This window comes from Pseudomonas sp. p106 (assembly GCF_003936645.1).
Classification (GTDB): domain Bacteria; phylum Pseudomonadota; class Gammaproteobacteria; order Pseudomonadales; family Pseudomonadaceae; genus Aquipseudomonas; species Aquipseudomonas putida_E.
This window is the reverse complement of sequence record NZ_RHQR01000016.1, coordinates 62,690-83,986: the sequence shown is the minus strand read 5'-3', so window position 1 is coordinate 83,986 and position 21,297 is coordinate 62,690. Positions and strand designations below refer to the sequence as shown.

Below are 21,297 nucleotides of genomic sequence, written 5' to 3'. Positions count from 1 at the left end.
GAAAATCAAAAAAATCGATAAGTTAGGCCGCCCCTTCGGAAGAATAGACGGCAATCAGCAGGGACTCAGCTCAATATGGAGATGGCCCCAAGGTATTTCAAGGTGCGGGACAGATTGTCGCAGGCCAGGCTGTCGAGCCAGTGCACGTCGGACCAACCGCGCAACCAGGTGAACTGACGCTTGGCCAGCTGGCGAGTAGCAATGATACCGCGTTCGCGCATCTCATTCTCAGTCAGCTTGCCGTCGAGGTAGTCCCAGACCTGCCGATATCCCACTGCCCGTATAGACGGCAGCCCGGCGTGCAAATCACTTCTGGCTCGCAGCGATCGGACCTCGTCGACGAAGCCCTGTTCCAGCATCTGCGAAAATCGTAACGCAATTCGCTGATGCAGAATGTGACGATCTGTAGGAGCAATCGCCAAACTCGCGACAGTATAGGGCAAATGCCCGCCAGCGCCTGCGTCTGCGCCGCTACTTTCCGCGAATTGACGCTGGCGATGGGCTGTCATGCTCTCGCCACTCACATGATAGACCTCCAACGCACGGATCAGGCGCTGCGGGTCGTTGGGGTGGATGCGTGCGGCCGACTCCGGGTCCACTTCGGCGAGCTGGCGGTGCAACTCGGCCAAACCCAGCGCCTGCGCCCGGGCCTCGAGTTCGGCACGCACCGCAGCGTCAGCCGGCGGCATGTCCGCCAGGCCATCGATCAATGCCTTGTAGTAGAGCATGGTGCCACCGACCAGCAGCGGGACTTTGCCGCGCGCGGTGATTTCGGCCATGGCCTGAAGGGCATCGGTGCGAAACTGCGCAGCCGAGTAGCTCTCGGCAGGGTCGCGAATATCGATAAGACGATGTGGATGGGCAGCCAATACCTCCTTGGAGGGTTTGGCGCTGCCGATGTCCATGCCGCGGTAGACGAGGGCCGAGTCGACGCTGATCAGCTCGCAGGGCAGGACCTTGGTCAGCTCGATGGCAAGGTCGGTCTTGCCGGCCGCCGTCGGGCCCATGAGGAATATTGCTGGGGGCTTGCCGCTCATGTCATCGACCGCGCAGGAAAAGTTTGTCCAGGTCGTCCAGGCCCATCTGGGTCCAGGTCGGTCGGCCATGGTTGCACTGGCCGCTACGCTCGGTGTTTTCCATGTCGCGCAACAGGGCGTTCATTTCAGGAATCGCCAGGCGCCGGTTGGCACGTACGGCGCCGTGACAGGCCATGGTACCGAGCAGTTCGTTGAGGTGCGCCTGAATGCGATCGCTGGTGCCGTACTCCATAAGGTCGGCAAGCACGTCCTGGACCAGGCGGTTGGCCTCGGCCTGCTTGAGCAGGGCAGGAATCTGGCGGATCGCCAGCGTCTCGGGGCCCAGGCGCTGCAACTCAAAGCCCAGGCGCTGGAACCACTGGGCATGCTCCTCGGCGCAATCGGCCTCGCGCTGGCTCAGCGCCAGTGACTCGGGCACCAGCAGCGGCTGGCCACTCAGGCCCTCGCTGGCCATCGCCACCTTGAGCCGTTCATACATGATCCGCTCGTGGGCTGCATGCATGTCGACCAGCACCAGGCCGGCAGCATTCTCGGCGAGAATGTAGATGCCTTTGAGCTGGGCCAGAGCGTACCCCAAGGGCGGGATGTCGCCCTGGCTCTGCGGCAACGTCGCAGGCCCGGCAGCGTCATCGTTCAGCGGCTTGTAGAACTCGCGGTAGACCGCCTGGGCCTCGGCAGCGGGCAACGGCTGTGATGGCCGGGGGGTGTACTGGTACTGGTAACCGGCGCCACTGCCGCCGTTGGAAATCGAATGCTGGGGCACCTGGGGCTGTTCGAGCACCGGCGAGGCCAGGCGCATCTCGCCTTGCGGGCCGAATTCGCCCGCCTGTTGCCCCGTCGGGCGGACGACCTCGGCAGCGGCGGCAGGCGCCGACGCCAGATGGTCTTCCGGGCGCACGTCGGCCAAGGCACGGTGCAGCGTGCCGTAGAGAAAATCGTGAACCGAACGCCCCTCACGGAAACGCACTTCGTGCTTGGTCGGGTGCACGTTGACGTCGACGCCGTTGGGCTCAAGCTCAAGGAACAGCACGAACGTGGGGTGACGGCCATTGAACAGCACATCACGGTAAGCCTGGCGCACCGCATGGGCTACCAGCTTGTCGCGCACCGCACGGCCGTTGACGAAGAAGTACTGAAGGTCTGCCTGGCTGCGCGAGAAAGTCGGCAGGCCGACCCAGCCCCACAGACGCAGGCCGTTACGCTCGACATCGATCGGCAGCGCCTGCTCCATGAAGCCCCCGCCACAAATGGCGCCGACCCGCCGCGCACGGGCCGTTTCATCATGCGCCTCGTGCAGGCTGAGGATGCTCTTGCCGTTGTGCCGCAGGTGGAAGGCCACATCGAAGCGGGCCAGGGCCAGGCGCCGGATGACTTCCTGCAGGTGATCGAATTCGGTCTTTTCGGCCTTGAGAAACTTGCGACGGGCCGGGGTATTGAAGAACAGGTCACGCACTTCCACCGAGGTGCCGACAGGGTGTGCGGCAGGCTGCACACGCGGGGTCATGTCGCGACCTTCGGTCTCGACCTGCCAGGCTTCGCTAGCACTGGCGGTGCGCGACGTCAGGGTCAGGCGCGCCACCGAGCTGATGGAAGCCAGGGCCTCGCCACGAAAGCCCAGGCTCAGCACACCTTCGAGGTCTTCCAGCTCACGGATCTTGCTGGTGGCGTGCCGGGCCAGAGCCAATGGCAGGTCGTCAGCGGAAATACCGCTGCCGTCATCACGTACCCGCAACAACTTGACGCCGCCCTGCTCCACTTCGACATCGATGCGTCGGGCACCGGAATCCAGACTGTTCTCCAGCAACTCCTTGGCCACCGAAGCCGGGCGTTCGACCACCTCACCGGCGGCAATCTGGTTGGCCAGCCGCGGGCTGAGCAGCTGGATGCGCGACCCCCCACTCATTGCTGCGAGGCCAGGGTCGTCGAGGGAATATTGAGGTGCTGACCGACCTTCAGCTCATCGCTCTTGAGGCTGTTGGTGTTGCGCAGGCTAGCCACGCTGACCTGGTAGCGCACGGCAAGCATCGCCAGGGTCTCGCCCGGACGTACCGTGTGCTCACGTGGCCCCTGCGCGATCTTGCCGCTGTCGCGCATCCAGGCGATGTAGGTACCAGGCGGCGGGTTCTGCTGGAAGTACTGGCGCACACCGGTATGGATCGAGCGGGCCAGTGCCTGCTGATGGCTGCGCGTGGCCAGCTTGGCGGCTTCGTTGTTGTTGGAGATGAACCCGGTTTCGACCAGGATCGACGGAATGTCCGGCGACTTCAGCACCATGAAACCTGCTTGCTCGACACGCTGCTTGTGCAGCGAGGTGATGCGCCCCATGTTGCCCAGCACTTTTTGCCCGACGTTGAGGCTGGAACTGAGCGTCGCGGTCATCGACAGGTCGAGCAGCACGCCTGCAAGCATGCGGTCTTTGTCGTCGAGGCTGACGTTACCAGCGCCACCGATCAGGTCGGAGCGGTTTTCCGCATCGGCGAGCCAGCGGGCGGTCTCGGACGTGGCGCCACGGTCCGACAGGGCGAACACCGAGGCGCCAAAAGCGGCCCGCGACGGTGCAGCGTCGGCGTGGATCGAGATGAACAGGTCGGCGCCTTTCTTGCGGGCGATCTCGGTACGTTTGCGCAGCGGAATGAAGTAGTCACCGGTGCGGGTCAGTTCGGCACGGTAGCCCTTCTCGGTATTGATCTGGCGCTGCAGTTCCTTGGCGATCTGCAGCACGATGTCTTTCTCATGCTGGCCACGCGATCCCGAAGCACCCGGGTCCTCACCGCCATGACCGGCGTCGATGGCGACCACGATGTCGCGCTTGCCGCTGGGCACAGGCGGCAGCTTGATCGCCGGCTGGGCCGGGCTTACCGGCACCGCTGGCGTGGTCGCCGGGGTTCGCACAGGCGTTGGCGGTGCAGCAGGCGCCGTGGCGGCGATGGCATCGGCTTCCTGGTCATAGAGGTCGACCACCAGGCGGTTGCCGTATTGAGCATTGGGCGCCAGGGTGAAACTCTTGGGCGTGACCGACTTTTTCAGGTCGACCACCACCCGCAGGTCAGTCGCCGTACGCTGGGCCGAGCGCACGTTGCTGATGGGTGTATTCGAGGTGGACACGTTCAGTGGCGCGGCCAGGGTCGCCCCGTTGATATCGATTACCAGGCGATCCGGTGCGCTGAGGGTGAAGACGCTATGCTGCACGGGGCCAGACAGGTCGAAGACCAGCCGCGTGTTGTCCGGCGCGCGCCACAGGCGCATGCTCTTGACTTGAGTGACGGCCAGAGCGTCAACAGTCACCGCTGTCAGCAGCAGACCAACGACAGCGACCAGTGCGCGTATGCGCATACCTACCCCACTTACTGTTTATAGTGTTTGGCCAGCGCAATGCACCAGGCCTCGCCGCGAGCCCCCTGCGGCGCAAGGATCAGCGAGCGTCCGCCCGCTTGGGGGCTTATGGTAATGGTCAGGTCAGGCTTTGGCAAAACGCCCGCACCCTTTTCTGGCCACTCGAACAGACACAGCGGATCTCCCTCGAAATAGTCGCGAATGCCCATGAACTCCAGTTCCTCCGGATCGACCAGGCGATACAGGTCGAAATGGTAGGCGCGCACCTCACCGATCTCGTAGGGTTCAACCACGGTGAAGGTCGGGCTTTTCACTGCACCAGTATGGCCCAAGCCGCGAATAAGGCCACGGGACAGCGTAGTCTTGCCCGCGCCCAGGTCGCCCTCGAGAAAGATGATGCCGCGACCGCCGGTCACCTCGGCCAGTGATGCACCGAATTTGACCGTGGCCTCTTCATCGGCCAGAAACAGGGTTATGCCAGACACGCAGAATGCTCCTCCAACAACTCACGAATGACCGGCGCCAGATCACTGGCCGCCAGGCCTCTACCTTTCACACCCAACCGCTCGCCGGCACACGCGTGCAACCACACTCCAAGACTCGCGGCCTGCCAGGCGTCCAGCCCTTGAGCCAATAACGCCGCCAGTACACCGGTGAGCACGTCACCCAAGCCTGCCCCTGCCATTGCCGGATGCCCGCGCTGGCACAGCGCCAACTGCCCCGACGGGTCCGCCACCAACGTACCGGCGCCCTTGAGCACGCAGACACTGGCATAGCGGCGCGCCAGCTTGCGAGCAGCGCCCGGCCGGTCGGCCTGTACCGCCTCGGTGGAAATGCCCAGCAGCCGCGCGGCCTCCCCCGGGTGCGGAGTGAGGATACTGCCACTGGGTAATGCCAGGGGCGTGCGCGCCAGCAGGTTGAGTGCATCGGCATCCCACACTTGCGGCCGCTCGGCATTGGCAACAGCCGACAGCAGGCTGCGCCCCCAGGCGGCCTGGCCCAGGCCCGGGCCGACCACCAGCACCGAAGCGCGCTCCAATACCCCCATCAGCTGATTGGCCGAATCGACCCCCAGGCACATGGTTTCGGGCAAGCGGGCAAGGCTTGCGGCCACGTGATCGGGGCGAGTCGCCACGCTGACCAGCCCGGCGCCGCAGCGTAGCGCGGCTTCGGCGCTCAGCAGCACTGCGCCACCGGTACCAAGGTCGCCGCCCACCACCAGCACGTGGCCGAAGTCACCTTTATGGGCGTGCGGATGCCTGGCGGGCAGGCGCGTGACGGTCACGCTGCTTAGCAGGAGCGGGGCATGGCTTGGGTGTTTGGTCTGCGGCATGGGGTCAAAGGCTCCAATGTCTGGCAGAATTATACGCACCTGAGCCCGTATTGCCTTGCCCATCCATGTCCGCTTGCACACTTGACCTCGCCGCCCTGGCCCAATCGATCAAAAATTGGGGCCGAGAACTCGGTTTTGCCCACGTCGGCATCGCCGGTGTGGACCTTGGCGAGCACGAACAGCACCTGCAGCGCTGGCTCGACGCCGGCTACCAGGGCGAAATGGAATACCTGGCCGCCCACGATGGCAAACGCGCCCACCCCGACCAGTTGATCCCTGGCACCGTGAGGGTGGTTTCGCTGCGTATGGACTACTTGCCCGGCGATACACAGATGGCTCAACGCCTGGCCCAGGCGGAAAAAGCCTACGTATCGCGCTATGCCCTTGGCCGCGATTACCACAAGCTGGTGCGCAAACGCGTGCAGCACCTGGCCGATCGCATCCAGGAAGACATCGGTCCGTTCGGTTACCGGGCGTTCGTCGACAGTGCCCCGGTGCTGGAAAAGGCCATTGCCGAACAGGCGGGGCTAGGCTGGATCGGCAAGAACACCCTGCTGCTCAATCGCAAGGCCGGCAGCTATTTCTTCCTGGCCGAACTGTTCGTCGACCTGCCGCTGCCGGTAGACGAGGCGCATGCCAGCGAGCATTGCGGACGCTGCGAGGCGTGCCTGGACATCTGCCCGACCAAGGCCTTTGTCGGGCCCTATGTGCTGGATGCCAGGCGCTGCATTTCTTACCTGACCATCGAGTTGAAGGGCGCCATCCCCGTGGAGTTGCGCTCGATGATGGGCAATCGGGTGTTCGGTTGCGATGACTGCCAGATCGTCTGCCCGTGGAATCGTTTTGCACGTCCAACCCAGGAAAACGACTTCCAGCCCAGGCATGGCCTGGAGAATGCCGAGCTGGCCGAGATGTTCCTGTGGGATGAAAAGACTTTTCTACGCAAGACCGAGGGCGGGCCTTTGCGGCGCGCCGGGTATGAGCGCTGGCTACGCAACCTGGCGGTGGGCCTGGGCAATGCGCCGTCGACGATTCCGGTGCTGGAAGCCTTGAAGGCGCGCCGGGAAGACCCGTCGGAGCTGGTGCGTGAGCATGTGGAGTGGGCGCTGGCGCGGCATGGCATTACATAGCCGGGGCCGCCAAGCAGCCCCTGAGGTTTCACTGCTGGTCGTTGTAGTGAAACTTCGGCATTTCCCAATGGAAGCGGATCGCCAATAGCCGAACCAGGAACCCACCAAACAAGGTCAGCAGCATGGCCTGCTCTGCCGGCACCTTGAAATACACACAGCCCAGGTAAAACCACGCCGCGGCAAAAGACACGCTGGCATACAGTTCACGCCGGAACACCAGTGGGATGTCGTTACAGAAAATATCCCGAAGGATCCCGCCGAACACCCCTGTAATGACCCCACTGATCGACGCCACCAGCATGCCCTGCCCCATCTCCAGCGCAGTCATGCAGCCAATCAGGGTAAAGGCCACCAGCCCCAAGGCATCCAGCACCAGGAACAGTGACCGCAGGCGGCGCATCATCGGTGCGATGAAAATCGTCAGCAGCGCGGCAAAGCTGGTCAGCACCAGGTATTCCGGATGCTTCACCCAAGTCAGTGGGTAGTGCCCGAGCAGCACATCACGCACCGAGCCACCACCCAGGGCAGTCACACAGGCGATCAGTACCACGCCAAACCAGTCCATGCCCCGGCGCCCGGCAGACAGGGCGCCGGTCATGGCTTCGGCGGTGATGGCGATAAGGTAGAGCATCAACAACATGGCGCGGGTCCGTGCGGGAAAGGCGCGCAGTCTAACCAGTTGCCCAAGGCACCAAAAGAGGGCGCGCGCACATTCTATGCGCCCTTTTTCGACTCACACCTTGATGAAGTGCGTGCGGTAGTGGCGCAGTTCGGCAATCGACTCGCGGATATCGTCCAGCGCCAGGTGGGTGCTGCCCTTCTTGAAGCTGTCCCGCACGTCCGGTGCCCAGCGCGCAGCCAGCTCCTTCACGGTGGAGACATCGAGGTTGCGGTAGTGGAAGTAGTTTTCCAGGCTGCGCATATGGCGATAGAGAAAGCGGCGATCCTGGCAGATGCTGTTGCCACAGATCGGCGACTTGCCTTTGGGAACCCATTGTTCCAGGAAGGCGATGGTCTGCGCTTCGGCCTCGGCCATGCCGACCTTGCTTTCGCGTACACGCTGGGTCAGCCCCGAGCCGCCATGGGTGCGGGTATTCCACTCGTCCATGCGCGCCAGCACTTCGTCACTGTGGTGGATGGCGATCACCGGCCCTTCGGCCAGCGTGTTCAGCTCGCTGTCGGTGACGATGGTGGCCATCTCGATGATGACGTCGTTGTCCGGATCCAGGCCGGTCATTTCCAGATCGATCCAGATCAGGTTCTGTGGGTTCTGCATGAAGGGCTCCTCGTATAGGCCGTCATATTAGCCTAGCGGCATAGCCCCGCGCATTCCCGGCGCAAAGGTAACCAGAATGGTCCGCCGCCCGTCGTGCTAAACTGCCTGCCGTTTTCAATGCCCCACCACGGCTCTCTCACGCAACTCGCACGGAACACTAATGGCCAAACGCCAGCTCAATCGCCGCCAAAACTGGCGTATCGAAAAGATCCAGAACGAACGCGCCGCTCGCGCTGCCAAACGCGAGCAGCATGCGCTGCAGGAGCTGGAAGGGGGCGACCTGGGGCCGGAGCAACTGGGCCTGGTGATCGCTCACTTTGGCGTGCAGGTCGAGGTGGAGGCCAAGGACGGCGAGTCTGCAGGCCAGGTATTCCGCTGCCACCTGCGCGCAAACCTGCCGGCGCTGGTCACCGGTGACCGCGTGGTCTGGCGTGCCGGCAACCAGGGCATTGGCGTAATCGTCGCGCAGATGCCGCGCAGCACCGAGCTGTGCCGGCCGAACAACCACGGTCAGCTCAAGCCGGTTGCCGCCAACGTCGACCTCATCGTGATCGTCTTCGCGCCAGCGCCCGAACCGCACCCGAACCTGATCGACCGTTACCTGGTCGCTGCCGAGCACGCGGGTATCCGCCCACTGCTGCTGCTGAACAAGGCCGACCTGATCAACGACGAGAACGGCCCGGCCCTGCATGCCTTGCTCGAGGTGTACCGCGACCTCGGCTACCCGCTGCTGGAGGTTTCCGCCCACCATGGCGACGGCATGCAGCGCCTGCAGCAAATGCTGGACGGCCATATCAGCGTGTTCGTCGGCCAGTCGGGTGTGGGCAAGTCTTCTCTGGTCAACAGCCTGCTGCCGGCTGCCGACACCCGGGTCGGTGACCTGTCCGAATGGTCGGGCCAAGGCACCCACACCACCACCACCGCGCGCCTTTACCACTTCCCCAATGGCGGCGACCTGATCGACTCGCCAGGCATCCGGGAGTTCGGCCTTGGCCATGTCAGCCGCGACGATGTGGAAGATGGCTTCATCGAGTTCCGCGACCTGTTCGGCACCTGCCGCTTTCGCGACTGCAAGCATGATCGCGAGCCAGGCTGCGCGCTGCTCACGGCACTGGAAGACGGCCGTATCAAGCAGCAGCGCATGAACAGCTACCGCTCGATCATTGCCAGCCTGCCGGAAGACAGCTACTGATTCGTAGGAAATATTACCGGGGCGCGTAGGGCTATTCCGGTTTTGCCGTCATCTATTGCCCCGCCTGCAGCTTTCCCTGATGGTCATGACTTCCTATCAGGGAGGGCAACCGCGATGCCGGTTTTAATCACTTACCGCCACGAAGAGCGGCTTGACGCCTTTATCCTCAATGAACGCTTGCTGCTCGAAAGCATTCCCGCGCAGCTGGTCCTGTTCGACTGCCAAGGGCAGACCCGCGAAGATCTGTATGGCAGCTTCTGTCGATACATGAGCGATGCAACCCACTGGATTGGGCTTTTGTCCGAATGGGCCGCCGCAGACTGGTGGACACCCTGGCTGCTGGGGGCTGCAGTCATGAGCAGCCGGCGTGTCAGCTTTTATCAAAGAAACGGCGGCGCTCTGCCTGAGTGCTTTGGCAAATGGCCGGTAATGCGCGAGCGCAGGCACATCGACCTGTTTGTGCGGGCCTATCACGATGAGTGCACGTTCACCCGCGCCATGACGTTGCCGCCGGGGCGCGGAAGCTGCGCCGACAGGGACAATGCTGACTTCTTTCATGCGGATCTGAAGGCCAAGATCCGGCGGGGGTTCTGATGCATAGGGGCCGCTGGGCGGCCCCTGCGTCACTGGTCGTTGGGCTCGTCCATCCTCAAGGTGCCTTCCTCGAAGATGTTCAGCTTCTGGCGCAGTTCACGCGGCTGCATCGGTGCATCCTGCGCAGCAGGTGCCGCCGAAGCATCAGGCGCAGCGCCGGCAGGCGGCGCTGGCTGGCTTGGCTGTGCAGGCGACGTACCCTGCTCACCCTCAATGTTGCGCTGGGCCTTCTTGGTCAGGACGATGATGTCGATACGGCGGTTTACCGGGTTGAACGGGTCTTTGCGGTCGAACAGCGAAGACGACGCATAACCCACCACCCGCGCGACCTGGTCATCCGGATAGCCACCGGCAACCAGCGCACGCCGTGCAGCATTGGCGCGATTGGCCGACAGCTCCCAGTTGCCGAACTCGCCGCTGTCCGAATAAGGCTTGGCATCGGTGTGACCACTGACGCTGATCTTGTTCGGCACCGCCTTGATGGTGTCGGCCATGGCCAGCAGAATGTCCTCGAAATACGGCTGCAGGCGGGCGCTGCCGATGTCGAACATCGGCCGGTTCTCGGCATCCATGATCTGGATGCGCAGGCCGTCCTGAGTGATCTCGAAGAGAATCTGGTCCTTGAACTTCTGCAGCTGGGGGTTTTCCTCGACCTTGTTCTGCAGCTCCTGCAACAGCAGTTCGAGGCGTTCTCGCTCAACCTGTTCAGCCAAAGTCTCGACCTGGTCCTTGTCCAGCTGAATGCTGGTATCGGGCGTAGGCTCGGACTTCTCCTCCGGGTTGATGGTCTTTTCCGGCGCCAGCTGGGGCGAGCCGCCAAGGTCGATCACGTAGGGCGTACCGCTTTCGGAGAAACCGATCGGGTCCTTGAAGTAGCCGGCAATGGCGATCTTCTGCTCGGGCGTTGCGGTGGACAGCAGCCACAGCACCAGAAAGAACGCCATCATCGCCGTGGCGAAGTCAGCGAAAGCGATCTTCCAGGCGCCGCCATGGTGGCCACCACCGTAGCGCTTGACGCGCTTGATGATTATCGGCTGATTGTTTTCCATGGCTCAGCGACCGCGAACTGCTTGTTCCAGCTCGACAAAGCTCGGGCGATGCTTCGGATACAGCACCTTGCGCCCGAATTCAACGGCCAGCGAAGGTGGCATGCCAGAGGCCGAAGCGACCAGCGAAGCCTTGATCGACTCATAGAGGTTGAGCTCTTCCTTGGCATCGTGCTCCAGGCACTTGGCCAGCGGGCCGAAGAAACCATAGGCTGCAAGGATACCGAAGAAGGTACCGACCAGCGCGGCGCCGACGTGCAGGCCGATGGAGGCCTGGTCGCCTTCGCCCAGAGACGCCATGGTCACCACGATACCCAGTACTGCCGCGACGATACCGAAACCGGGCATGCCGTCGGCAATGCCGTTGACCGCATGCGACGGGTGCTCGAGCTCTTCCTTCATGCTCAACAGTTCCATGTCGAACAAGCCTTCGAGCTCGTGGGGGGCCATGTTGCCGGTGGACATGATGCGCAGGTAGTCGCAGATGAAGGCAGTCATGCGTTCATCACCCAGCACCGCTGGGTATTTGGCAAAGATCGGGCTGGCCGCGGCGTCCTCGATATCGCCCTCGATCGCCATCATGCCTTCGCGACGGCTCTTGTTGAGGATTTCGTACACCAGGCCCAGCACTTCCAGGTAGAAAGTATGGGTGAAGCGCGTGCCGAACATCTTCAGCGACTTCTTGATTACATGCATGGTCATGTAACCGGGGTTGGCCTGCATGAAGGCGCCAAAGGCTGCACCGCCGATGATCAGCACTTCGAACGGCTGGATCAGTGCCGCGATCTTGCCGTGGGAGAGCACATATCCGCCGAGCACGCTCGCGAATACGACGATGATGCCGATAATTTTAGCCATAGGTTCAAAGCACTTGCTGTCGTGGTCAGGATGAGGGACGGGAGCTTTAAAACTCTTCTTCTACTTATCGGCAGAACTGCGCCAGACTATAGCCACTCAAAGCGAAAAGCCAGTTCGGACTGATGTCAAAATGCCAATGGAATCCAAGGTGCCCACTCAGAATCCGCGTACGCTAGAGGCCTGGGTAAAGCTGCTCGACGGTATTCGTGTACCGGTGCCGAAGCAGAGTTACGACCGGGTCATGAGCGCTATCAACGATAGCCGCCGTTCGCTTCGCGATATCGCCGAACTGATGCAGGACAGCCCGGCCCTGGTGCTGTCGGTGATGCGCGAGGCCAATCATCCCGCCAACGCCAGCCAGGCAGAACCCGCCGAAAGCCTGGAAATCGCCCTTAACAGGCTGGGCCTGGCGCGCAGCAGGGAATTGCTTACCCGCCTGCCAGCGCTGCCGGACGACGACATACCGCCGGTACTGCGGCAGTTCCTGCTGATCAGCCAGCATGCTTCGCAGCAAGCCAGCGGCCTGTTCGCCAGCCGCCTGGCGCGGCTGTGGCAGGAAATTCACTGGGGTAGCCTGCTGTTCCTCTCGCCCCTATGGCCGATGGCCCTGGCCTACCCCAAGCTGCTGGATGCGTGGGAACTGCGGGTTATCCACAAGGGCGAAGAGGCGCAAGAGGTCGAGCTCGAGTTGTTTGGCGTGCGCATCCTGGCACTGTGCCAAGCCATGGCTGAACACTGGCGCCTGTCGCAATGGGTAACCCAGGGTTACCGCATGCTGCTCGAAGAGCGTGAGCAGTTGGGGCAGATACTGAGCATCGCCCGCGACGAAGACATGCTCAGCCAACAGCACCGCCTGGACGAGGCGCCGGCACTGAGCCGCTGGTTCAACCAGCCGGCCAATACCGTGCTGCTGGCCAACAACCTGGCCCTGGCGGCACAGGTAGGCTGGGACAACCCGCACCTGCTGCGCTGGCAATTGCTCACCGCGCTGTACCTGCAGACCACACTGGAGGACGTGCAACAGCAAGTTCACCAACAGGCCGCCGCCAGTGCCCGCCGGCACGCCAGGCATGCCTTGTTCCACCCTGCCGAGGCCTTGATCTGGCCCTGGGAACAGCGTCGCCCGCATCCGGACATGCTGACGCCACCACCGCCTTCCAGCGAGGCGCTCGGCCATTGGCGCAAGCTGTGCCAGGAGCTGCTGGCACAACCCAGCCCGTTCACCAATACCGTGCATCTGGCCACCCAGGCCCGTGAAGCACTGTTGGCCTGCGGCATGCAGCGCATCATGCTGCTGACCCTGGACAAGGCCAGTGATTACCTGCGCGTGCAGCAAACTGCCGGCTTGCCCAAGGAGGCTGCAGCCATCGCCTTGCCTGTCACACAGAGCAAGCTTTTGCAGAAACTGGTCGGGCAGGCCGCACAGCTGCGCCTGTCACCAGACAACCATGCCCAGTTCGCGGCCCTGCTGCCGGCCCCATTGCGTGCGTTCTTCCGTAGCGAACACCTGTTGCTGCGCTCGCTGGCAGTCAACAACCAGGTACTAATGCTGGCGGTGGCCGACCAAGGCGGCAAACCGCTGGCCGATGTCAGTGTCCAGGCGTTCGGCAAAACCGCGCAATGTATCGAGCGCGCCCTTGCGGTGTTTGCCAACCGCAATGCCTGACCCTTGCGCTACAATCGCCCCTCTTTCCACACTGGAGACCGTGGATGACTGATTTTGCCGGACTACCGCTGGTGATCGAGCCCGCGGACCTGCTTGCGCGCCTGGCTTCCCCCCAGCTGATCCTGGTCGACCTGAGCAGCGCCAACCGCTATGTCAGCGGTCATATCCCGGGCGCCCGCTTCGTCGAAGGCAAACGCACCCAGCTGGGCATGCCGCCCGCGCCGGGGCTTTTGCCGGCCATTGGCGACCTGGAAAAACTGTTCAGCGAACTCGGCCACCGGGATGATGCGGTCTACGTGGTGTACGACGATGAGGGCGGCGGCTGGGCCGGGCGCTTCATCTGGCTGCTCGACGTCATCGGCCACAAGGCCTGCCATTACCTCAATGGCGGCATCCAGGCCTGGCCGGCGGACAAGCTCTCGACGGAGGCACCCGCGCCCGCCACCGTACCGGTACGCCTGCAATTGCACAGCGAACCGACTGCCACTCGCGAATACCTGCAAAGCCGCCTGGGCGCCGATGACCTGGTGATCTGGGATGCCCGCGCCCCGCAAGAATTCTCTGGTGAAAAGGTCCTGGCAGCCAGGGGTGGCCATATACCCGGCGCGGTCAACTTTGAATGGACGGCCGGCATGGACCTCAACGACCATCTGCGCATCCGCAAGGACATCGCCGAAGTCCTCCAGCAACTGGGCATCACCCCCGACAAGGAGGTGATCACCCATTGCCAGTCCCACCGCCGCTCCGGTTTTACCTACCTGGTGGCCAAAGCCCTCGGCTATCCACGCGTCAAGGCCTATGCCGGCTCGTGGAGCGAATGGGGCAACCACCCGGACACGCCTGTAGAAGTTTAAGGAACCTGCATGAAATCCCGTCTGTTCATCATCAGCCAGTACCTGCTGCCGCACCATCTTCTGTCGCGGCTCGCCGGCTGCGTCGCCGAGTGCCGCTCACGCTGGTTCAAGAATGCCTTCACCGCCTGGTTCGCCAAGCGCTACCAGGTGAACATGAACGAGGCACTGGTCGAAGACCTCACCGCCTACGAGCACTTCAATGCCTTCTTCACCCGTGCCCTCAAGCCGGGTGCACGCCCGCTGGATGAAACCCCGGGGGCAATCCTGTGCCCGGCCGATGGCGCTGTGAGCCAGCTGGGCCCGATCGAGCACGGTCGCATCTTCCAGGCCAAGGGCCACAGCTTCAGCGCTCTGGAGCTGCTCGGCGGCGACCCGGCGCTGGCCGCCCCGTTCATGGGTGGTGAATTCGCTACCATCTACCTGTCGCCGAAGGACTACCACCGCGTGCACATGCCGCTGGCCGGTACCCTGCGCGAAATGGTCTATGTGCCGGGTCGCCTGTTCTCGGTTAACCAGACCACCGCAGAAAACGTCCCCGAGCTGTTTGCCCGCAACGAGCGTGTGGTGTGCCTGTTCGACACTGAGCGCGGGCCGATGGCCGTCGTGCTGGTGGGGGCGATGATCGTTGCCTCGATCGAGACCGTGTGGGCCGGCCTGGTCACTCCACCCAAGCGCGAACTTAAAACCTTCCGCTATGACGAAGGCAGCCGTGCGCCGATCCATCTGGAGAAGGGTGCGGAACTGGGCCGCTTCAAGCTGGGCTCTACGGCTATCGTGCTGTTTGGGCCGGAGCAGGTGAAGTGGGCTGAAACCCTGGGTGCCGGTTCGGCAACGCGCATGGGTGAGCTGTTGGCGGTTCCCGCGCAGGCTTGATTCTGGCAAAAAATGAAAAGGCCCTGCATGACTGAAGTCATGCAGGGCCTTTTTGTCAGCGAGGCTTGTGTCAGCCCCGCGCGTCGCGGTCGCGCAGCCCCAGCAGATACAGCACGCCGTCCAGCCCCAGAGTCGAGATGGCCTGCTTGGCCGATTGACGTACCAGTGGCTTGGCGCGGAAGGCGACGCCCAGGCCGGCCAGCGACAGCATCGGCAGGTCGTTGGCACCGTCACCTACGGCAATGGTCTGCTCCAGTTGCAGGCCCTCTTCGCTCGCCAAATGCTGCAGCAGTTCTGCCTTGCGCTGGGCATCGACGATGGGCTCGACGGCCACGCCGGTCACCTTGCCATCGACCACTTCCAGCTCGTTGGCGAACACGTAATCGATGCCCAGGCGTGCCTGCACCTGCTTGGCAAAGTAGGTGAAGCCACCCGAAAGGATTGCAGTCTTGTAGCCCATGCGCTTGAGCTCGGCGAACAGGTTCTCGGCACCTTCGGTGAGGCGCAGCGAAGCACCGATCTGGTCCAGCACACCAACATCCAGGCCTTTGAGCAGCGCCATGCGCTCCTTGAAGCTGGCGCGAAAGTCCAGTTCGCCGCGCATTGCACGTTCGGTAATCGCCGCCACCTGCTCGCCGACACCTGCAGCCTTGGCCAGTTCGTCGATGACTTCGGCTTCGATCAGGGTCGAATCCATGTCAAACACGGCCAGGCGGCGGTTGCGACGGAACAGGTCGTCCTTCTGGAAGGCGATGTCGATGTTCAGCGCTTCGGACAATGCAAAGAAGTCGGCGCGCAGCGCCTGGGCATCGCTTGGCTCACCGCGGACGGAAATTTCCAGGGCAGCCTTGCCTTTCTCGCGCTGCGCGCCCAGGGCAACACGTGCAGACAGGCGCTCGATCCGCTCGATGGTCAGGCCATATTGGCTGATGACCGCGCTGACACTCTGCAGTTGCTCCGGGGTGATCTTGCGGCTGAGGACGGTAGCGATATAGCGAGCCTCGCCCTGACCATCGGCCCAGTGCTGGTAATCGGACTCGGAAATCGGCGTGTAGCGGGCCTGCAGATTCAGCTCATGGGCCTTGGACTGCACGCTTTGCAACAGGCTGGTGGCCACTTCGTTGTCCGGTATATCGACCAGAATGCCGAACGACAGGGTGCCGTGCATGACAGCCAGGCCGATGTCGAGAATGTTCACACCGCCCTGGAGCAGGACGCCGGTGATGGCGGCAGTGAGACCCGGACGGTCCTCACCGGTGATGTTGATCAGAACGATTTCGCGCACAACCTGGCTCCGACTTCGATGAAAAATGCGCATTCTACCGATTTTCCGTGACCATCGGGCGCCAACGATACTTTGCCGACAAAACTCGGGTCGCTATACTGCGCGCACTTTCATGCCATTAAGAGCCGCGCTCTGTGAACCGGCCCACGCCCGTCAAACCAGACAACTTCTTCCTCATGATCTTCCGTGCCCTGCGCCAACGTCGCGTTCCCCTGGCACTGCGCATCGCCAGCACCAACATTTTCTTGGTGGCGCTGGCGCTGGTGATCTATGCCTGCGTGATGGGTCTGCAGTTCAAGCAGGCCATGCACGAGCAGGCCGACGCCCTTGGCCAGAGCCTGACCACCCAGACAGCCACATCGGCGACCGAGCTGCTGGTGTCCAACGACATCCTCAGCCTCAACGTGCTGTTGGGCAACCTGGTGAAGAACCCGCTGGTGGCCCATGCGGCTATATATAGCGTGGATAGCCGCATCCTGGCCGAGGCCGGGCAGCGCCCACGCAACAGCCTGCTGGGTGAGGCCGAAGGCCTGTACCAGACCAAGATCACCTTCCAGGACGTGACCGCCGGGCAACTGCGCATCAGCCTGGACATGAGCCAGTTCCAGCAGCCGATGCTGATCAGCCTGCAGAGCATGGGCATCCTGGCCGCGATCCTGCTGGCCCTGGCGCTGAGCCTGAGCCTGCGCCAAGGCCGCCACATCACCCTGCCGCTGCTGCAACTGCGCGTATGGTTGCGCGACCCGCACCCCTACACCCCGGCAATCGATCGTCAGGATGAGATCGGCGATATTGCCCGCCAGCTGCATGCCCGCCTGGCCCCGCCGCCACCTCCGGAGCCTGAGCCGGAGGAGTACGAAGACGAAGACGACTTCGACGACCTGCACGATACCCCTGCGCCGGTCAAAGCCGCGCCACGGGCCAAGGTTGCCGCCCAGGTAGACGACGAAGACGACGATGAAGCCTTTGCCGGCCTGCTGGACCACGAAGAAAGCGCGCCGAAGGCCGCCGTAGTCGACTCCGACGAGCCGCAGAGCACTGCGGTGCTGGCCGTTCAGCTAGGCTCGCAGGAGCAACTGCGCCGGCTGCCACGCACCCGCCTGACCGAGCTGCTGGAACGCTACCGCGACTGCCTGGAGCAGGCCGCGTCGCTGTACGATGGCGAGACCCACACGCTCAACGACGGCAGCACTCTGGTGCTGTTCCACAGCCGCGACTGCGGCGAGGATTACCTGACCAACGCAATCTGCTGCGGCGAGCTGCTGCGCGCCCTCGGCCACGCCCTGCAGATCGAGGTAGCCGACAGCGGCATCACCTTGCAACTGCAACTGGGCCTGGCCTTGGGCGATGACCTGCATGGGCTGGAACAGGTAGACCTGCTGATGACCGAAAAAGCCCAGGACGCCCTGGCTCTTTCCCAGCACAGCCGCAACCTACTGCTGGTGGAGCGACAGATCAGTGATGACTCGCTGATTCGCCAGCGTGCGCGGATTCGGCCGATTGCCAGCCCTGAAGGCGCCTGCTGTGTCGAGCGCTTGATGGAGCCTTACCCCTCGATGCTGGAGCGACAGTTGGCGCGGATGCACGAGCGCAGGGCCTGATATCGAGCCCCCTGCTCTGACACCCACAAAAAAGCCCGCACATGTGCGGGCTTTTCTGTATCGGGGGGCAAACATCAGAACCGATAAACTTCCATATCGGTCCGGATAGGGGAAGCCATGGGGATCTTCGACTTCTCCGGTGTTTTCTTGACCTGAACCGGTGCTGCAGGCTTCTTGCGCGACTCTTCGGCAATCGCTGGCTGGTTGGCCAAGGGTTTGACTGCAGCGCTCAACTGCTCTGCCAGCTTCTGCAACAACTGCCCCTGAGCCTGCACCTGCGACGACTCGCTGCCTTCGTGCGGCTGCTCGAGATGAACGATACGGTTGTCGCGCACATTGCCGCGACGGTCCAGCAAACGCCATTGCGCGTCGAGGATGGCCGGCTGGTTCTTGCCCGAGTCCAGACGGGTGATCGACAGCAATACCTGTACGTCAGGCGAGAAGCCACTGCTGGCCGGCGCCAGAACCACCCGTTGGCTGTCCAGGCGCCAGGCCAGCTGACGCACCAACAGTTGATCGATGTCTGCCGACAGGCTACCGGCCCAACGACCGTCCGTCGCCGAACTCAGGCTGCCATCAGCCTGGCGCTGCAAAAAGGTTTCACGCTGCAGGTAATCGGCAACCGATACCGGGCCGAGCACCACGGCCATGCCCGCACTCTGCGAGGGCTGGCCAGGATCACCGCTGTCGAGCTGATACAGGGCAACCGGCTGATGCATGCTGCATCCGCTCAGCCCCAGCAGGCCCGTCATCAATAGCGCAAATGGAAGGCGCAGAAATTTCATTCATCCCATCCAGGCGGTCGCCACCAGGCTAACCGCATTGATACTGATATAGATTCAATCGGGCACACGGCCACGCCGGCACCACAAGGGCACTATCATCCGCGAAATGTCGGTCCGACTCCAGCATTTCTGCCTGGAACGGCGCTGAAATTGCCGCCCCAGACATTTCTACCGGTTACGCCGGAACTTCCACCTGCAAACCGTCAACGCGCTGGAACCCGCGCGGCAGCTTGCTACCCCGCCGTCCACGCTCGCCCTTGTAATGCTCAAGGTCGTCCGGCTTCAAAGACAGGGTACGCTTGCCAGCTTGCAATACAAGGGTCGCGCCCTCGGGGATCACCGCCAGATCTGTAACATATTCTTCACGGCTGGCGACCCGATCACCGGGCACACCGATGATCTTGTTGCCCTTGCCTTTGCCCAGTTGTGGCAGGTCAGCGACCTTGAACACCAGCAAGCGGCCTTCGGTGGTCACTGCCGCCAGCCAGTCCTGCTCACGGTTGGCCACCGGGCGGGGGCCGATGACCTTGGCACCGTTAGGCAGGCTGAGCAGCCCCTTGCCGGCCTTGTTCTTGGCCTGCAGGTCCTCGCCTTTGACCACAAAGCCGTAACCGGCATCCGATGCCACCACGTACAGCGCATCATCGTCCGGCAACAGCACGCACTCGAAGGTAGCCCCCGGCGGCGGCGTCAGCCGACCGGTCAGCGGCTCGCCCTGGCCACGCGCCGATGGCAAGGTATGCGCCGCCACAGAGTAGCTGCGCCCGGTGGAGTCGATGAGCACGGCAAACTGGTTGGAACGCCCCGCCGCTGCAGCCTTGAAGCCATCCCCGGCCTTGTACGACAGGCCGGTTGCATCGATATCGTGGCCTTTGGCGCAACGCACCCAGCCTTTTTCCGACAGCACGACGGTGACAGGCTCCGTCGGCATCAGCTCGTTTTCCGACAGCGCCTTGGCTTCGGCGCGCGCGACGATCGGCGACCGGCGGTCGTCGCCGTAAGTTTCCGCATCCTTGATCAGTTCGCTGCGCACCAGCTTGCGTAGCTTGGCATCGCTGCCGAGCAGGGCCAGCAGCTTGGCCTGTTCCTTGAGCAGTTCGTCCTGCTCACCGCGGATTTTCATCTCCTCCAGACGGGCCAGCTGGCGCAGGCGCGTCTCGAGGATGTAGTCGGCCTGGATTTCGGTGAGGTCGAAACGAGCGATCAATGCCTGCTTGGGATGCTCCTCGGTACGGATGATGTGGATGACTTCATCGAGGTTGAGGAATGCAGTGAGCAAGCCTTCCAACAGGTGCAGGCGCCTCTCGACCTTCTCCAGGCGATGCTGCAGGCGGCGACGAACGGTACCGATACGGTACTGCAGCCACTCCAGGAGCAAGGCACGCAGGTTCTTGAGCTGCGGCCGGCCATCCAGGCCGATGATGTTGACGTTGACCCGATAGCTGCTTTCCAGCTCGGTAGTGGCGAACAGGTGCTGCATCAGTTCATCGGCATCCACCCGATTGGAGCGTGGGATGATCACGATACGGCAGGGGTTTTCATGGTCCGACTCGTCACGCAGGTCAGCGACCATCGGCAGCTTCTTCGCCTGCATCTGCGCGGCGATCTGCTCCAGCACCTTGGCCCCGGAGACCTGGTGCGGCAACGCAGTGACGACAATGTCGCCGTCCTCGACCCGGTATACGGCGCGCATACGGATCGAACCGCGGCCGCTTTCGTAGATCTTGAGGATCTCGGCACGCGGCGTGATGATTTCGGCTTCGGTCGGGTAGTCCGGCCCCTGGATGTGTTCACACAGTTGCTCAAGGGTGGCCTTGGGCTCGTCGAGCAGGCGTACACAGGCACTGGCCACTTCGCGCAGGTTATGTGGCGGCACGTCGGTGGCCATGCCGACGGCAATACCGGTGGTGCCGTTTAGCAGGATGTTCGGCAGCCGTGCCGGCAATACTGCAGGCTCCTGCAGGGTACCGTCGAAGTTGGGCACCCAGTCCACGGTACCCTGGCCCAGCTCACCGAGCAGCACCTCGGAGTAGCGCGACAGGCGCGCTTCGGTGTAACGCATCGCCGCGAACGACTTCGGATCGTCCGGCGCACCCCAGTTACCCTGGCCATCGACCAGCGTGTAGCGGTAGCTGAACGGCTGCGCCATCAGCACCATGGCTTCGTAGCAGGCCGAATCGCCGTGGGGGTGGAATTTACCGAGCACGTCGCCGACGGTACGCGCCGACTTCTTGTGCTTGGCATCGGCATCGAGCCCCAACTCGCTCATGGCATAGACGATGCGTCGTTGCACAGGCTTGAGGCCGTCGCCGATGTGCGGCAAGGCCCGATCCATGATCACGTACATGGAATAGTTGAGGTAGGCCTGTTCGGTGAAGTCAGCCAGCGAACGGCGTTCGACGCCGTCGAGGCTGAGTTCCAGTGAGTCGCTCAT

General features: G+C 62.9%; 19 protein-coding genes. 7 read left to right on the top strand and 12 right to left on the bottom strand.

Annotation, left to right across the window (positions count from 1 at the left end; all coding sequences use genetic code 11):
- Positions 1-65: 65 nt before the first annotated feature.
- Genes miaA through EGJ09_RS19300 form a run of 5 tightly spaced genes read right to left on the bottom strand, consistent with a single transcriptional unit; the run spans position 66 to position 5,703 of the window.
- Positions 66-1,037 (bottom strand): tRNA (adenosine(37)-N6)-dimethylallyltransferase MiaA, encoded by a 972-nt coding sequence (gene miaA, locus EGJ09_RS19320; RefSeq protein ID WP_115273763.1) that lies wholly within the window; start codon positions 1,035-1,037, stop codon positions 66-68.
- Position 1,038: 1 nt separating this feature from the next.
- On the bottom strand, positions 1,039-2,940 hold the full coding sequence (gene mutL / locus EGJ09_RS19315; protein WP_125924567.1) for a DNA mismatch repair endonuclease MutL: 1,902 nt from the start codon (positions 2,938-2,940) through the stop codon (positions 1,039-1,041).
- A complete protein-coding gene (locus EGJ09_RS19310; RefSeq protein WP_046788099.1) occupies positions 2,937-4,370 on the bottom strand; it encodes an N-acetylmuramoyl-L-alanine amidase in 1,434 nt (477 codons plus the stop codon). Before EGJ09_RS19310 ends, mutL begins: the two co-directional genes overlap by 4 nt.
- 11 nt (positions 4,371-4,381) lie before the next feature.
- Positions 4,382-4,846 (bottom strand): tRNA (adenosine(37)-N6)-threonylcarbamoyltransferase complex ATPase subunit type 1 TsaE, encoded by a 465-nt coding sequence (gene tsaE / locus EGJ09_RS19305; RefSeq protein WP_371316839.1) that lies wholly within the window; start codon positions 4,844-4,846, stop codon positions 4,382-4,384.
- Complete coding sequence (locus EGJ09_RS19300; RefSeq protein ID WP_046788101.1) at positions 4,843-5,703, bottom strand: NAD(P)H-hydrate dehydratase; 861 nt, start codon at positions 5,701-5,703, stop codon at positions 4,843-4,845. Before EGJ09_RS19300 ends, tsaE begins: the two co-directional genes overlap by 4 nt.
- A 65-nt stretch (positions 5,704-5,768) precedes the next feature.
- Between EGJ09_RS19300 and queG the strand changes: the two genes are divergently transcribed.
- Positions 5,769-6,833, top strand: coding sequence for a tRNA epoxyqueuosine(34) reductase QueG (gene queG / locus EGJ09_RS19295; RefSeq protein WP_125924566.1), 1,065 nt, complete (start codon positions 5,769-5,771; stop codon positions 6,831-6,833).
- A gap of 28 nt (positions 6,834-6,861) precedes the next feature.
- Here the strand turns inward: queG and EGJ09_RS19290 are convergent, their stop codons facing one another.
- Positions 6,862-7,473 carry a trimeric intracellular cation channel family protein gene (locus EGJ09_RS19290; RefSeq protein ID WP_003249516.1) on the bottom strand — a complete coding sequence of 204 codons (612 nt, stop codon included), beginning with the start codon at positions 7,471-7,473 and terminating at the stop codon, positions 6,862-6,864.
- 93 nt (positions 7,474-7,566) lie between these two features.
- A complete protein-coding gene (orn, locus tag EGJ09_RS19285; RefSeq protein WP_046788103.1) occupies positions 7,567-8,109 on the bottom strand; it encodes an oligoribonuclease in 543 nt (180 codons plus the stop codon).
- A gap of 160 nt (positions 8,110-8,269) precedes the next feature.
- Between orn and rsgA the strand changes: the two genes are divergently transcribed.
- Positions 8,270-9,301 (top strand): small ribosomal subunit biogenesis GTPase RsgA, encoded by a 1,032-nt coding sequence (rsgA, locus tag EGJ09_RS19280; RefSeq protein ID WP_046788104.1) that lies wholly within the window; start codon positions 8,270-8,272, stop codon positions 9,299-9,301.
- A gap of 114 nt (positions 9,302-9,415) precedes the next feature.
- Entirely contained in the window at positions 9,416-9,895 is a 480-nt protein-coding gene (locus EGJ09_RS19275; protein ID WP_125924565.1) for a molecular chaperone Tir, read from the top strand.
- A gap of 29 nt (positions 9,896-9,924) precedes the next feature.
- On the opposite strand, the gene motB is transcribed toward EGJ09_RS19275, so the two are convergent.
- Both motB and motA read right to left on the bottom strand, forming a co-directional pair.
- The gene (gene motB, locus EGJ09_RS19270; protein ID WP_115273759.1) at positions 9,925-10,944 is read right to left on the bottom strand and encodes a flagellar motor protein MotB; all 1,020 of its coding nucleotides are present in this window, start codon (positions 10,942-10,944) and stop codon (positions 9,925-9,927) included.
- A 3-nt stretch (positions 10,945-10,947) separates the two neighbouring features.
- On the bottom strand, positions 10,948-11,799 hold the full coding sequence (motA, locus tag EGJ09_RS19265; protein WP_046788106.1) for a flagellar motor stator protein MotA: 852 nt from the start codon (positions 11,797-11,799) through the stop codon (positions 10,948-10,950).
- Positions 11,800-11,929: 130 nt separating this feature from the next.
- On the opposite strand from motA, the gene EGJ09_RS19260 reads away from it, so the two are divergent.
- From EGJ09_RS19260 to asd, 3 genes are read left to right on the top strand one after another with little or no spacing between them, the layout of a single operon-like run.
- On the top strand, positions 11,930-13,465 hold the full coding sequence (locus EGJ09_RS19260) for an HDOD domain-containing protein (protein WP_125924564.1): 1,536 nt from the start codon (positions 11,930-11,932) through the stop codon (positions 13,463-13,465).
- A gap of 44 nt (positions 13,466-13,509) precedes the next feature.
- Positions 13,510-14,319 carry a rhodanese-like domain-containing protein gene (locus EGJ09_RS26825; protein WP_174142035.1) on the top strand — a complete coding sequence of 270 codons (810 nt, stop codon included), beginning with the start codon at positions 13,510-13,512 and terminating at the stop codon, positions 14,317-14,319.
- A 9-nt stretch (positions 14,320-14,328) separates the two neighbouring features.
- Complete coding sequence (gene asd, locus EGJ09_RS26820) at positions 14,329-15,192, top strand: archaetidylserine decarboxylase (protein ID WP_046788109.1); 864 nt, start codon at positions 14,329-14,331, stop codon at positions 15,190-15,192.
- A gap of 70 nt (positions 15,193-15,262) precedes the next feature.
- Here the strand turns inward: asd and serB are convergent, their stop codons facing one another.
- Complete coding sequence (gene serB / locus EGJ09_RS19250; RefSeq protein ID WP_046788110.1) at positions 15,263-16,477, bottom strand: phosphoserine phosphatase SerB; 1,215 nt, start codon at positions 16,475-16,477, stop codon at positions 15,263-15,265.
- Between the two features lie 134 nt (positions 16,478-16,611).
- On the opposite strand from serB, the gene EGJ09_RS19245 reads away from it, so the two are divergent.
- On the top strand, positions 16,612-18,078 hold the full coding sequence (locus tag EGJ09_RS19245; RefSeq protein ID WP_125924563.1) for an AhpA/YtjB family protein: 1,467 nt from the start codon (positions 16,612-16,614) through the stop codon (positions 18,076-18,078).
- Positions 18,079-18,152: 74 nt separating this feature from the next.
- Here the strand turns inward: EGJ09_RS19245 and EGJ09_RS19240 are convergent, their stop codons facing one another.
- The gene (locus tag EGJ09_RS19240) at positions 18,153-18,863 is read right to left on the bottom strand and encodes a membrane integrity-associated transporter subunit PqiC (RefSeq protein ID WP_046788112.1); all 711 of its coding nucleotides are present in this window, start codon (positions 18,861-18,863) and stop codon (positions 18,153-18,155) included.
- 175 nt (positions 18,864-19,038) lie between these two features.
- A complete protein-coding gene (gene parC / locus EGJ09_RS19235; protein ID WP_046788113.1) occupies positions 19,039-21,297 on the bottom strand; it encodes a DNA topoisomerase IV subunit A in 2,259 nt (752 codons plus the stop codon).